This window comes from Streptomyces sp. NPDC093510 (genome assembly GCF_040683555.1).
GTDB lineage: Bacteria > Actinomycetota > Actinomycetes > Streptomycetales > Streptomycetaceae > Streptomyces.
This window is the reverse complement of the sequence record NZ_JBFBEE010000027.1, coordinates 100,507-114,057: the sequence shown is the minus strand read 5'-3', so window position 1 is coordinate 114,057 and position 13,551 is coordinate 100,507. Positions and strand designations below refer to the sequence as shown.

Genomic DNA, 13,551 nt, shown 5'->3' with positions numbered 1-13,551 from the left:
GCCCCCACCCCTGGCCGTCCGGCTCAAGGAAGACTTGCGGTGCAGGGGCGGGAGTCAAGGGTGGAGCGGAGCGGAATCGGCGGAGCCGACGCGACCGCAGGGAGCGCCCTTTACTGCCGGCCCGGAGGCGCCACAATCCGCTAAAAACCGGGCGGCCCCGGCCACCATCCGGTGCGGGCAAGCCGAAGCCTCCCCGCCAGGCACTCAGCAGGGGTCCGTCGCCAGGCGCGCGTGCAGTTCCACGTCGTATCGGATGCCGTCGTACGTCAGCTTCTGGCGTTGCAGCCCTTCCACCGCGAAACCCGCCGCGCGGGCCACGCGGCACGATGCGAGGTTGTTCGTACGGTGGCCCAGTTCCAGGCGGAACAAGCCGAGTTCAGCGAACGCCCAGCCCGCCACAGCCCCGCACCCGTACGCCGCCACCCCCCTCCCCCGCGCGCCCGGAGTCGTCCAGTACGACACCCAGCCGATGCCGTGGACATGGTTCACCGCGCCCACCGAGGCATTGCCCAGCGCCGTGCCGTTCTCGTCCTCCACTGCGAAGGCGTACGCCGAACCGGCGTCGCGCTCGGCCGCCCGGCGCGCGACCCAACGGGCGGCCGCTCCAAGGGAGTCGACGGGCTCGTCCGCCTGCCACGCCATCTCCGGTTCGGAGAAGGCGGCCCGGACGGTGGCCGCGTCCTCTGCCTGCCAGGCGCGGAGGCGCAGGTCACCCACGGAGGGTGGGGGCGTCATCCGCCTTGAGGGTGCGGAGGAGTTCGTACAGGGCGCCAGGAGCCACCGTGGTGATCTCCGTGGGCCGATCACTCTCACGAAGGTGCACGTGGCCGGCGGCGCCGTTCGCCAACTCGACGCATTCGCCCTCGCCGCCGCCGCTGAACGAGGACTTCTGCCACTCAAGTTGGTTCATGGCGCTCCTTCTCAAAGGCTGTACATCACGTGCTGGATCAGACTCAACGAGTCACGTGCTTCGTGTGACTCCGGTGCCGCCTCCGGGTCGACCGGGTCCAGAGCCAGCACGGAGAGCCGTTCGAACATCTTGCCGTACTCATCGATGTGTTCTCCATCCCGCAAGAAGACGGAGTTCAGCGGGTGCTCCAGATAGACGGTGTCGAGTTCCGGGGCCGCGCCGCCGAAGATCGCGAATGAGCGGCTGTACGCGGAGTAGGCGCCCGCCTCGAACGGGAAGATCTGCAGCGTCACATGCGGCAGTCTGGCCACCTCCATCAGGCGCAGCAGTTGTTTCCGCATCGTCTGGGGACCACCGATCCGGGCGTGCAGTGCCGCTTCGTGGATGATCGCGCGATACGGCACCGGCCGGTCGGCGGCGAGGACACGCTGACGGGCCAGCCGGAACTCGCTGTACCGAGCGGCCCGCTCCTGATCGCTCTCCGTCTCGCTGAGGACCGCACGCGTGTACTCCTCGGTCTGGAGCAGTCCCGGGATGAAGAGCGGCTCATGCGTACGGAGATTCGCAGCTCGCCCTTCGAGCTCTGCGAGATTGCGTGCGGTCGGGCCGATGAGGCCCTGAAAGTCGTCCCACCAGCCTCGACCCGGCTCCTGTGCCATCTCCATGAGCCCGTCGAAGTATGGCCCCGGTGGGCAGCCGTACGCCCGCAGCACCTTGTACAACCGGTTGCGGGACACGTTGATACGGCCGGCCTCGATGTGACTGATCCGGGTGCGTTCACCATCGAGGAGCCGAGCAGCGTCGTCACTGGACATCCGCGCCCCTAGGCGCAACTTGCGCAGCTCCGCGCCAAGTCGTCGCTGCCGCTCGCTGGGCGTACTCCGTGGCGGCATCATCCCTCCCTCTGATCGTGCGCAGTGTGCCCCGATCTCACGAGCGGCGTCGCCGCGTTGACGCGTACGTCACCCACACGGGGCCAATCTGGCGTTCACGATTGAACTCACATCATGAATGAACCTACCTTCAGAGTCACCGCACAGTCCGCTGAAGCGAGGAAGTACCCCCGGCCACAACAGAGTTGGCGGGCATGGTCACCTCACTCCGCACGCCCATGGAGCCCCCCCATGAACGACCCACCCCCCACCACCGGCGTAACCCTCACCTTCCCGCCCGACCCCGTCTGGGTCCGCACCGCGCGGGAAACGGTGCGGACCCTCCTCGTCTCGACGGGACGTACGGAACTGGCCGACACCGCCGCCCTGCTGACCTCCGAAGCCGTCACGAACGCCATCAACGCCTGCGCCACCAAAGCCTGCACCGCTCCGGTGACCCTCTTCGCCGACTGGGCCGGCCAGGACCTCCGCGGCCGGCTCCGGGTTCTCATCCACGACGAAGCCCCCGGCCTGCCCGTCTGCCGGACCCCCGTCGAGGACGACGAAACCGGCCGCGGCATACAGCTCATCTCGTACGGCGCCGACGCCTGGGGCATCTGCAGAGACGGGCCGGGACCGGGCAAGGCCACCTGGTTCGAGCTCGACGGCTGAGGTCCATAAGGGGGGCCCACCGCCACGAACGCGACGGCGCCCGGGACTCTTCAGTCCCGGGCGCCGTCAGTCGCGCACTACGCGTCACTCATCGACGTCAGCCGACCAGTACCGCCTTCTCCTCCGCGAAGTGGCACGCCGACTCGTGGGCGGCCGGGGTGTCCGTTCCCACGAAACGCTCGGGGATCGCGAGCAGCGGAGTCTCCGTCGCGCACTTGTCCTCCGCCTTCCAGCAGCGGGTGCGGAAGCGGCAGCCCGAGGGCGGGTTCGCGGGGGACGGCACGTCACCGGTGAGGATGATGCGCTCGCGGCCCTCGCGGGCCTCCGGGTCCGGGACGGGGACCGCGGAGAGGAGTGCCTGCGTGTAGGGGTGCGTCGGGTGCTCGTAGATCTGCTCGTCCGAGCCGATCTCCGCCATCTTTCCGAGGTACATGACGCCCACGCGGTCCGAGATGTGCCGGACGATCGACAGGTCGTGCGCGATGAAGAGGTAGGACAGGTTGAACTCGTCCTGGAGCTTCTCCATCAGGTTGATGACCTGGGCCTGGACGGAGACGTCCAGGGCCGAGACCGGCTCGTCGCAGATGATGATCTCGGGGTTGAGGGCCAGACCGCGGGCGATGCCGATGCGCTGGCGCTGGCCGCCCGAGAACTGGTGCGGGTAGCGGTTGATGTACTCGGGGTTGAGGCCGACCACGTCCAGGAGCTCCTGGACCTTCTGGCGGCGCGAGCCCTTCGGGGCCACCTCGGGGTGGATCTCGAAGGGCTCCCCGATGATGTCGCCCACCGTCATACGGGGGTTCAGGGACGTGTAGGGGTCCTGGAACACCATCTGGATGTTGCGGCGGACCGCCTTCAGCGCACGCCCGGACAGCTTGGTGATGTCCTGGCCCTTGTAGAAGACCTCGCCGGCGGTGGCACGCTCCAGGGTCATCAGGAGCTTGGCGACCGTGGACTTGCCACAGCCGGACTCGCCCACGATGCCCAACGTCTCGCCCTGGTACAGGTCGAAGGAGATGCCGTCGACCGCCTTGACCGCGCCGACCTGCTTCTTGAGCAGGATTCCCTGGGTGAGAGGGAAGTGCTTGACGAGGTTGCGGACCTGGAGGATCGGCTCGCCGCGCTCCACCGGTGCCTCGATGGCCGCGACGGCCTCCTCGGGGGTGGCCGCGTCGACCGTTTCCACCTCGGAGACGTTCGGCGTCGCGACCTGCGGCTCGTCGGCCTTCGAAGCCTTCTTCGGCTCAGCCATGGATCGTCTCCTTCCAGAAGTGGCACGCGCTGCCGCGGCCCGGCAGCTCCGCGCCGTCCTGCTCGGTGACCGGCACGAGCGCCGGGATCTCCGTGCGGCAGATGTCCTGCGCCTTGGGGCAGCGCGGGTTGAACGCACAACCGCCGGGGATTTTGAGCAGGTTGGGCGGCAGGCCCTTGATCGCGTAGAGCTCCTGGCCCTTCTGGTCGAGCCGGGGGATCGAGTCCAGGAGGCCGCGGGTGTACGGGTGCGCCGGGCGCTTGTACAGCTCGTGCACCGGCGCCGTCTCGACGATCCGGCCCGCGTACATGACCGCGATCTTGTCCGCGACGTCGGCGACGACGCCGAGGTCGTGGGTGATCAGGATCAGGCCCATGTTGTACTCGCGCTGGAGCTCGGCCAGCAGGTCCATGACCTGCGCCTGGACCGTCACGTCGAGCGCCGTGGTGGGCTCGTCCGCGATGATCAGGTCCGGTTCCAGGGCGAGCGCCATCGCAATCATGATGCGCTGGCGCATACCGCCGGAGAACTGGTGCGGGTAGTCGTTCACCCGCTCCTTGGCGGCCGGGATCTTGACCTTGTCCATCAGTTCGATGGCCTTGGTCTTGGCCTCCTTGCGGCTCATGCCCTCGTGCACCCGGAACATCTCGCCGAGCTGGTAGCCCACCGAGAGGACGGGGTTGAGCGAGGACAGCGCGTCCTGGAAGATCATCGCGATCTTGCGGCCGCGGATCTTCCTGCGCTCCTCGTTGGACATCTTGAGCATGTCCTGGCCGCGGAAGAGGATCTCGCCCTGCGGGATCTTGCCGGGCGGCATGTCGAGGATGCCCATGATCGCCTGGGCGGTCACGGACTTGCCGGAGCCCGACTCGCCGAGGACGGCGAGCGTCTCGCCCGCGTCCACGCTGTAGTTGACGCCGTTGACGGCCTTGACCACCCCGTCGCGGGTGTGGAATTCGACGTGGAGGCCATTCACGTCCAGGAGCCGGCCACTCTTCTCCTCGCCCGAGCGGGGGGCGGGGATGGAATCGGCCTTGAGATCGATGCTGGTCATGTACGCCTCCCTCAGCGCAGCTTCGGGTCGAGGGCTTCGCGTACGGCGTCACCCATCATGATGAACGCCAACACCGTGATGCTCAGCATTCCTGCCGGGAAGAACAGCGTGTGCGGGTTGTTCCGGATGTCCTGCGTCGCAGTGGAGATGTCGCCGCCCCAGGAGATGGCGTCGTCGGCGAGGCCGAGACCCAGGTAGGAGAGCGTGGACTCCGCGACGATGTACGTGCCGAGCGAGATCGTCGCCACGACGATCACCGGGGCGATCGCGTTGGGCAGCACGTGCCGGAACAGGATTCGCTTGGTCCCCGCGCCGAGCGCGCGCGCCGCCACCACGTAGTCGGAGTGCTTGGTGGTGATGACCGCGCCACGCATCACACGGGCGATCTGCGTCCAGCCCAGGAAGGCCAGGGCGCCCATCACGACCCACACGCTGCGGTCGGTGAAGGAGTTCAGGACGACCATCGCGCCGAGCAGGAACGGGATGCCGAAGAACACGTCGATGAGACGCGAGATCACGCTGTCCCAGAAGCCGCCGAAGTAGCCGGCGAGCATTCCGCACAGGCCGCCGAACAGGGTGACCAGGAGGGTCACGCCCAGACCGACGATGATGGAGTTGCGCGCGCCGTGGACGACCCGGGCGTAGATGCTGCGGCCCGTCCTGTCGTATCCGAACCAGTCGGCCTGGAAGAAGTGGCCGAGCTCCGGCTTGCCCAGGAAGTGCTTCGCCTGGTCGCCCGTTCCCGGGTCCGTGCCGGTGAACATGCCGGGGAAGGCGGCCACCAGCAGCAGGAGCAGGATCAGGACCGCCGAGATCACGAAGAGCGGATTGCGCCGCAGTTCGCGCCAGGCGTCTCCCCAGAGGCTGCGGGGCTTGCCCGTCGAGACCGGGGCGGCGGAGACCGCGGAACCCGCCACGACTTCGTCCTGTGCCGCCGCGCTCTCGTCCGTGGTCGAGGTCTTGGTCAGGTCAGGCATAACGGATCCTCGGGTCCAGGACCGCGTAAAGCAGGTCGACGATCAGGCTGGCTGCGAGGTACACGAGCACCAGGACGGTGACGACACCGACGATGACCGCGCCCTCACGGCGGGCCAGCGCCTGGAAGAGCAGGTTGCCGACGCCCGTCACGTTGAAGATGCCCTCGGTGATGACCGCGCCGCCCATCAGGGCGCCGATGTCCGTACCGAGGTAGGTGACCACGGGGATCAGCGAGTTGCGCAGCAGGTGCCGGGTGACGATGCGCTGGCGCGGCAGGCCCTTGGCGACCGCGGTGCGCATGTAGTCCGCCTGGCGGTTCTCCGCGATCGAGGTGCGGGTCAGGCGGGCCACGTAGGCGAGGCCGACCATGCCGAGCACGAGGGCGGGCACGAGCAGCTGGCCCATGTTCTCGGAGTCCTGGACCGTCGGTGTGATCCAGCCCAGCTCGTTGCCGAAGAACAGCTGGCAGAGCAGGCCGACCACGAAGATCGGTACCGAGATCACCAGGAGGGTGAAGAGCGTGACCGCGTTGTCGACGAACCGTCCGCGCCGGATGCCCGCGAGGACACCGAGGGTGATGCCGACGATGAGCTCGAACGTCCAGGCCATCGAGGCCAGTCGCATCGAGACCGGGAACGCCTGGGTGATCTCGTCCAGGACCGGCCGGTTGCCGGCGATGGTCTTGCCGAAGTCCCCTTGCAGCAGCCCGCCCATGTAGTGCAGATACTGCTGCCACAGTGGCAGATCAAGACCACGGTCGTGCCGGATCTGCGCGACCTGCGCGGGGTCCGGCGGCTTGTCGCCCCACAGCGCCCGCACGGGGTCGCCGGGGAGGACATTGACCATGAGGAAGATCAGCAGGGTTGTCCCGATGAAGACCGGGATCATCTGGAGCAGTCGCCGTGCGACGTAGCGCCCCATTGGTGCCTCCGTCCAATCCGGAGCCGTCCGAAGCGACGCCCGGGATCACCGGGCGTCGCTTCGGGAACGGGCTTCCGTCAACTACTTCTCGAAGACCTGGACGTCCGTCAGGACCGGGTCACCGGCCTGGTCGAACTTCATGTTCTTCACGTTCGTCGAGTGGCCGGAGGTGATCTTGTTGTACCAGAGCGGGATGCCCGGGAAGCTGTTGACCAGCTCCTTCTCGGCCTTCTGGTACAGCGACGCGGACTCCTCGGTGGTCTTGGCCGCGTCGGCCTCCTTGGTCAGCTTGTCGAACTTCTTGTCCGAGAAGCCGCCCTTGTTGCCGTCGACGCCGGTGCCGTAGAGGTCGGCGAGGAAGTTGCCGTTGAACGGGTAGTCGAGCACCCAGCCCGACCGGTACATGGCCTTGACCTGCTTCTTGTCCCGCACCTCGGTGTCGGCCTGGAAGTCGGTCTTCGGGTCGCCGACGCACTTGACGCCGGTGTTCTTCTGGATGTCGTTGCAGACGGCCGTGACCCAGCCCTTGTGCGGCTGGTCGGCGTTGTACTGGATCGAGATCTTGTTGCCCGGAACGCCGCCGCCGTCCTTGACGAACTGCTTGGCTTTCTTCGGGTCGAACTTGCAGAACTCGCCACAGGCGTCCGCCTGGTAGCCCTTCACGCCCTTGGCGACCCAGCCGGTGGCCGGCTCACGGGTGCCCGAGAAGGTGGTCTTGACGATGGTGTCACGGTCGATCGCCATCGACAGGCCCTGGATGACCTTGACGTCGATGTCCTTGAACGTCTTGCTGTAGAACGCCGGGTTGACCGTGTTGATCGCCGAGTAGTCCGACGTGATGGCGCGGTCGCCGAAGTCCTGCTTGTAGTTGGCGAGCTCGCTGTCCGGGATCTGCGGCATCGTGTCGACGTTGTTCGACCGCAGGTCGTTGTAGGCGGCCTGCGGCGTCGTGTACGCCTTGAAGTTGATGCCGCCGTTCTTGGGCTTGTTGTCGCCCTTGTAGTCGCCCCAGGCGGTGACCTGGATCGACTTCTTGTGGTCCCAGCTCTTGAACTTGTAGGGACCGTTGCCGACCGGGGCCTCGCCGTACTTCTTCGGGTCCTTCAGCGCGGCCGAGGGCATCGGGTAGAAGGGCGTGTAGACGAGCTTGTACTCGTAGTACGGGATGCCGTGGTTCAGCGTGATGGTGAAGGTGTTGTCGTCGACGACCTTCAGGCCGGACATGGCCTTCTTCTTGGCCTTGCCCTTGGCCGGGTGCACGTCCTCGTAGCCGACGATGTCGCGGTACCAGGAGCTGTTCTGCTGTCCGTTGGCCGGGTCGGCCGCCCAGTTCCAGGCGTCCACGTACGACTTGGCCGTGACGGCCTCGCCGTTGTGGAACTTCCAGCCCTGCTTCAGCTTGACGGTCCACACCTTGTTCGCCTTGTCGGGGGTGACCGACTCGGCGTTCTCGTAGGTGATGTCGCCCTTGCTGTCGTAGTGGACCAGGCCCGTGAAGAGCGAGTCGATGACGACGCTGCCGTACGCCTCCATGGTGTTGGCCGGCTGCAGGGCGTTCTGCGGCTCACCGTTGGCGTAGCTGACGATCCCCTTGGGGTCGACCTTTCCGCTGCCACTGCTGTCACTGTCGCCGCCGCCACAAGCGGTGGCCGTCAGCGCCACAACACCGGCTATCGCGACCCACTTGGCGCTCTTGGCACCACGCATGGGGTTCCTCCTCATGAGTCCACTTGTTCACTACAAGAGGGGGTACGTGCAACCGCGCCGACACCCCTGACGGCGAAGATCGAGTACCCCAGTGTGCTCGTGAGTCGGCGCTCCCCACAGCGCGTGACCCATTGACCCGAGCTATACGCGGTCAACTATTAGCCATGCGGTACCGGTCGACCACACTCTTTTGGTCTCGGTTCAATCACACCTGGCACGTACAACTTCCAAAATCCGGACAAACCGATCCGAGATAGATGGTTGCGAAACGGACGTGTTACACATCTAACGGTCAGTGACGTCCGCATTCCGGACACTTGGCCGTGAAAAACCGGTTGCCGGGAACGCCTCGCGCGGCGGTGGCCACACCGTAGCGGTCAGGGGAAACGCAAGAGGCCGACTTCCGCCCGGCTCCCTCGGGAGCGGCGAAAATCGGCCTCATGAGCGGCTGTATGCCGCTAACCGCCTACATCAGCGGGTCAGTTGTGCTTGGCGTCAGCTGTGCCTGGCGCCAGCTGTGCCTGGCGTCAGCTGTGCCTGGCGTCAGCTGTGCTTGGCGCGGGACGCCGAGCGGCCGCGCTCCTTCTGGTCCAGGACGACCTTGCGGATACGCACGGCCTCCGGGGTCACCTCGACGCACTCGTCGTCGCGGCAGAACTCCAGCGACTGCTCGAGCGACAGCTTGCGCGGCGGGACGATCGCCTCGAAGGAGTCGGCGGAGGCGGAGCGCATGTTGGTGAGCTTCTTCTCCTTGGTGATGTTGACGTCCATGTCGTCGGCGCGGGAGTTCTCGCCGACGATCATGCCCTCGTACACCTCGGTGCCGGGCTCGGTGAAGAGCACACCGCGCTCCTGGAGGTTCGTCATCGCGAAGGCGGTGACGGCACCGGCACGGTCGGCGACCAGGGAGCCGTTGTTACGGGTCTTCAGCTCGCCGAACCACGGCTCGTGGCCCTCGTGGATCGAGTGGGCGATGCCCGTGCCGCGCGTCTGCGTCAGGAACTCCGTACGGAAGCCGATGAGGCCGCGGGACGGCACGACGAACTCAAGGCGGACCCAGCCGGAGCCGTGGTTCGACATGTTGTCCATGCGGCCCTTGCGGACGCCCATGAGCTGCGTGACGGCGCCCATGTGCTCCTCGGGCACGTCGATCGTCATGCGCTCGACCGGCTCGTGCGTCTTGCCGTCGATCTGCCGGGTGACCACCTGCGGCTTGCCGATGGTCATCTCGAAGCCCTCGCGGCGCATCTGCTCGACCAGGATGGCCAGCGCCAGCTCACCGCGGCCCTGCACCTCCCAGGCGTCGGGGCGCTCGGTGTCCAGGACGCGCAGCGAGACGTTACCGATCAGCTCGCGCTCGAGGCGGTCCTTGACCTGGCGGGCGGTGACCTTGCGGTCCTTGACCGCGGACTTGGCGTCCGCGCCCTTGCCCGTGCCACCGCGGCCGACCAGCGGCGAGGTGTTCGTGCCGATGGTCATGGAGATCGCCGGCTCGTCGACCGTGATCAGCGGCAGCGCGATCGGGTTCTCCGGGTCGGCGAGGGTCTCGCCGATCATGATGTCGGGGATACCGGCCACGGCGCAGATGTCGCCCGGGCCCGCCATCTCGGCGGGCTTGCGGGTGAGCGCCTCGGTCATCATCAGCTCGGTGATGCGGACGTTGGCGATCGTGCCGTCGCGCTTGATCCAGGCCACCGTCTGGCCCTTGCGCAGCTCGCCCTGCTCGACGCGGAGCAGCGCGATGCGGCCGAGGAAGTTGTCGGCGTCCAGGTTGGTGACGTGCGCCTGGAGCGGGGCGCTCTCGTCGTACGTCGGAGCCGGGACGTGCTCCAGGATCGTGGAGAAGAACGGCTGCAGGTTGGTGGAGTCCGCCGGGACCGTGCCGTCGTCCGGCTTGGTCAGCGAGGCGATGCCGTCACGGCCGCAGGCGTAGACGATCGGGAACTCGATCTGGTCCTCGTCCGCGTCCAGGTCGAGGAAGAGGTCGTACGTCTCGTTGACGACCTCGTCGATCCGCGAGTCGGGACGGTCCGTCTTGTTGATGCAGAGGATGACGGGCAGCCGCTGCTGGAGCGCCTTGCGCAGCACGAAGCGGGTCTGCGGGAGCGGGCCCTCGGAGGCGTCGACCAGCAGGACGACCGCGTCCACCATCGACAGACCGCGCTCGACCTCGCCACCGAAGTCGGCGTGGCCGGGGGTGTCGATGATGTTGATCGTGATCGGGTCCCCGCCGTCCTTGGGGTGATACTTCACCGCCGTGTTCTTGGCGAGGATCGTGATGCCCTTCTCACGCTCCAGGTCGTTCGAGTCCATCATGCGGTCGTCGAGGGACTCGGCGGCGTGCGCGGCGAAGGAACCGGCCTGCTTGAGCATGGCGTCGACGATGGTCGTCTTGCCATGGTCGACGTGAGCGACGATGGCGACGTTGCGGATATCGTGACGCGTCGAGGTCACAGGCATAGTGCGGCGTACTCCTGGAGTGAGTGGACGGTCGCGCGTAGGTCTGAGTTACGCGGACCCTGCCGGGCTGGACACGCCACGGCCTCACCCCAGTCTACGTGTCCCTCGCGGAGGCAGCCTCCGCGGGGGACGGCAGGGGTGGGGAAAGCATCGGGAACTCTGGGGAAACAGCAGGTCAATGGGTAGAACGAGCTTGCCCGCCGGGGTGGCCGGCGGGCAAGAGAGTTGAGCGTAATCTGAGCCGCTACTTGGCGGGCGGCTTCGCGGGGCCCTTCGCGCCGGGCTTCAGGAAGCCGATGTCCTCGTAGTGGGGGGCCTGGAATCCAAAGGCGCCGGCGTTCGCCAGGTTCGGCCGGGCGGCCATCAGCTGGGGGCGCTGATAGAGGGGAATGGAGCCGGCCTCGGCCCAGATGCGGGCATCCGCCTTCCTGACCAGGGCGCGCGCCTCGTCCTCGTCCAGCTCGCCGACCGCCTGCTCGAAGAGCTGGTCGATGTGGTCCGTGCCGACGCGCGTGTAGTTCTGCTCGACGTTGAGCGAGCCGTCCGCGGCGGGCACCGGCTTGGCGAAGATCGGGCGGGCGTCGGTGGCCGGGAAGGCCGACGCGGGCCACGAGTAGAGCGCCAGGTCGTACTGGCCGGACGCGACGTGGTCCTTGAAGTAGCTCTCGTCGGCGACCTTCGCCGTCTCCGTGCGGACGCCGATCTTCTGCAGCATCCGGGAGATCCGGTCGGCCACCGCGCGCAGCGACTCCGAACCCTCCCCCGAGGGCAGCACGAAGCGGAGGGTGAGGGGCTTGCCGTCCTTGGCCAGCGGTCCCGCGGCGGCCCTCTTGGGCGCGGCGGTGCCCTTCGGGGCGTACGCGCCGGGGGCGCCGCCCCTGGCGTGCTGCCTGGCGTGCTGTCCGGCGCGCTGCCCGGTGTTGTCGCCCGGCTCCTTCTTCTTCTCCTTGTCGGCCTCGCGCGCCAGGCCGAGGACGTCGGCCTGGTGGTTCAGGACGGCCCGCTGGTAGGCGGCCGCCGGGGCGGGGGCGAGCACGGAGGTGCCGTTCTCGCGGGGCTTGTTGTCGTCTTCGCCGACGATGTACGTGCCGTCGTCGTTCGAGGACTCCTCGCCGGAGTTCGAGGACTCCTCGCCGGAGTCCTTCTTCGTCTTCTTCTTCGCGACCTTCTCGTCGGCCTCGTCGGCCTCGCCGCCCGCCGCCTTCTCCCCGTTCTCCTCCTTCTCCGTCTCCTTCTCCGTCTTGTCCTTCTTGCCCTTCAGCAGGGCGCCCTGGGTCCAGCCCGCGTCGGCGAGCAGCGCCCGCGCCTCCGCGGTGTCCTGCTCGCCGAGGGCCCCGCTGTTGTCCGCGTACGCCTGCTGCCCGGCGAGGGCGAGGTGGCTGCCGACCGGTACGGCGGGCAGGCCGAGCGGCTTGAGGACGGCCTTCGCGAGCTCCTCGCGGTTCAGGGCGCGGGCCACCGCACGGCGCACCCGGTCGTCGGCGAGCGGGCCCTCGGCGCCGTTGAGGGCGAGCTGCGTGTAGGCCGGTTCCAGGGACTTGCGGACCACGTAGCCGCGCAGGCCCGCCTGTTCGGTCGCGTACTTCTTGACCGCCCTGCCGGTCTGGGCGCGGACCTCGGTCTCCTCCTCCGCGGCCTCCTCGTCGGAGCCGTGGGCGATCGCCCAGGAGCGCAACGCCTTGCCGGGCGTGAGCCCGGCGCCGGGGCCGTGGGTCAGCGGGCCCTCGGCCCCCTTGTCCCGGGCGGCCGTCGCGATCCGCCCGGCCTCCGACGAGCCGATCGCGGCGAGGTCGACCTTGCCCTTGGCGAGCGCCTCGGTCCGCTCGGCGCGCGACACCTCGCGCAGCACGATCTTGTCGAGCTTGGCCGGCCGGCCCCACCAGCGCGGACTGCGCTCCAGCGTCACGTCGCCCGCCTTGCGGTCGACGTCCGCGAGCGCGAAGGGCCCCGCCGACACCTTCAGCTTGCGGCGCGCCCCGTCGTTGAAGGAGTCGGGGGTGCCCATGATCTGCTTCGGGTACAGCGGCGAGAAGAGGGAGCGCCAGTCCGCGTACGGCTTGGCGAAGGTGACGCGCACCTCCAGGTTGTTCGCGCCGCGCTCGATCTTCGCGATCCGGTCGTAGCCGGCGTTCCGCGCCGTCCAGTACGCGGTGTCCTTTCCGGACAGGGCGCGCCACTGCGCCGCGAAGTCGTCGGCGCCGATCTCCCGGCCGTCGCTCCAGACCGCCTGCTGGTTGAGCTTGTACAGGACGACCTGCTGGGGCTCGCGTTCGACGACCTTCGCCGACTCCAGGAAGTCGGCGTTGCGCTGCGCCCTGCCCTGCGCGTCGATCCGGAACAGGGACGGCAGGACGGCGCCTGCGACCCGTGCGGTGGACTCGTCGGCGTCGGACTGGAAGGTGTTGAACGTTTCGGGCCGGGCGTCGACCGCCCAGTTCATGGTCCCGCCGTCGGCGACCAGGTCCCGGGCTGCGGGAGCGACGTCCTGGCCTGCGGTCGGCCGGCCGGCCTCGTCGTTCGAGCTGCATCCGGCGAGGGCGGGCAGAGCCAGCACCCCCGTCGCGAGGAACACGACAGATCTGACTCCGACGCGGTCGTGGGACATGGCTGGTACCTCCGGGGTCCGGGGCTCGCCCGGCCGCCCGCTGCCGGGACCGGGCCGGGTTTGATCACGTTTGGCGGTATATGGTGCTGATCACATCTATCGCCCCACTGAAGGGGACGG

General features: G+C 68.0%; 11 protein-coding genes. 1 reads left to right on the top strand and 10 read right to left on the bottom strand.

Annotated features, from left to right (window positions below; translation table 11 throughout):
• Nucleotides 1-204: 204 nt before the first annotated feature.
• From AB0N81_RS33805 to AB0N81_RS33795, 3 genes are read right to left on the bottom strand one after another with little or no spacing between them, the layout of a single operon-like run.
• Nucleotides 205-735: a GNAT family protein gene (locus AB0N81_RS33805; protein WP_365365180.1), complete on the bottom strand. Its 531-nt coding sequence runs from the start codon at nucleotides 733-735 to the stop codon at nucleotides 205-207.
• Nucleotides 710-910, bottom strand: coding sequence for a DUF397 domain-containing protein (locus tag AB0N81_RS33800; RefSeq protein WP_365365178.1), 201 nt, complete (start codon nucleotides 908-910; stop codon nucleotides 710-712). Before AB0N81_RS33800 ends, AB0N81_RS33805 begins: the two co-directional genes overlap by 26 nt.
• 11 nt (nucleotides 911-921) lie before the next feature.
• Nucleotides 922-1,803, bottom strand: a complete 882-nt coding sequence (locus tag AB0N81_RS33795; RefSeq protein ID WP_365365194.1) for a helix-turn-helix transcriptional regulator — start codon at nucleotides 1,801-1,803, stop codon at nucleotides 922-924.
• Between the two features lie 231 nt (nucleotides 1,804-2,034).
• On the opposite strand from AB0N81_RS33795, the gene AB0N81_RS33790 reads away from it, so the two are divergent.
• Complete coding sequence (locus AB0N81_RS33790) at nucleotides 2,035-2,454, top strand: ATP-binding protein (RefSeq protein ID WP_365365176.1); 420 nt, start codon at nucleotides 2,035-2,037, stop codon at nucleotides 2,452-2,454.
• Nucleotides 2,455-2,551: 97 nt separating this feature from the next.
• On the opposite strand, the gene AB0N81_RS33785 is transcribed toward AB0N81_RS33790, so the two are convergent.
• From AB0N81_RS33785 to AB0N81_RS33755, 7 genes are all read right to left on the bottom strand, one after another.
• Entirely contained in the window at nucleotides 2,552-3,706 is a 1,155-nt protein-coding gene (locus tag AB0N81_RS33785; RefSeq protein ID WP_365365174.1) for a dipeptide ABC transporter ATP-binding protein, read from the bottom strand.
• Entirely contained in the window at nucleotides 3,699-4,760 is a 1,062-nt protein-coding gene (locus tag AB0N81_RS33780; protein ID WP_365365172.1) for an ABC transporter ATP-binding protein, read from the bottom strand. Before AB0N81_RS33780 ends, AB0N81_RS33785 begins: the two co-directional genes overlap by 8 nt.
• An 11-nt stretch (nucleotides 4,761-4,771) precedes the next feature.
• Nucleotides 4,772-5,737, bottom strand: a complete 966-nt coding sequence (locus AB0N81_RS33775) for an ABC transporter permease (RefSeq protein WP_365365170.1) — start codon at nucleotides 5,735-5,737, stop codon at nucleotides 4,772-4,774.
• Entirely contained in the window at nucleotides 5,730-6,659 is a 930-nt protein-coding gene (locus AB0N81_RS33770) for an ABC transporter permease (RefSeq protein WP_365365168.1), read from the bottom strand. Before AB0N81_RS33770 ends, AB0N81_RS33775 begins: the two co-directional genes overlap by 8 nt.
• Before the next feature lie 81 nt (nucleotides 6,660-6,740).
• Nucleotides 6,741-8,366, bottom strand: coding sequence for an ABC transporter substrate-binding protein (locus tag AB0N81_RS33765; RefSeq protein WP_365365166.1), 1,626 nt, complete (start codon nucleotides 8,364-8,366; stop codon nucleotides 6,741-6,743).
• 543 nt (nucleotides 8,367-8,909) lie between these two features.
• Complete coding sequence (gene typA, locus AB0N81_RS33760) at nucleotides 8,910-10,826, bottom strand: translational GTPase TypA (RefSeq protein WP_365365164.1); 1,917 nt, start codon at nucleotides 10,824-10,826, stop codon at nucleotides 8,910-8,912.
• Between the two features lie 244 nt (nucleotides 10,827-11,070).
• Nucleotides 11,071-13,431, bottom strand: coding sequence for an ABC transporter family substrate-binding protein (locus AB0N81_RS33755; protein WP_365365162.1), 2,361 nt, complete (start codon nucleotides 13,429-13,431; stop codon nucleotides 11,071-11,073).
• Nucleotides 13,432-13,551 lie beyond the last annotated feature (120 nt).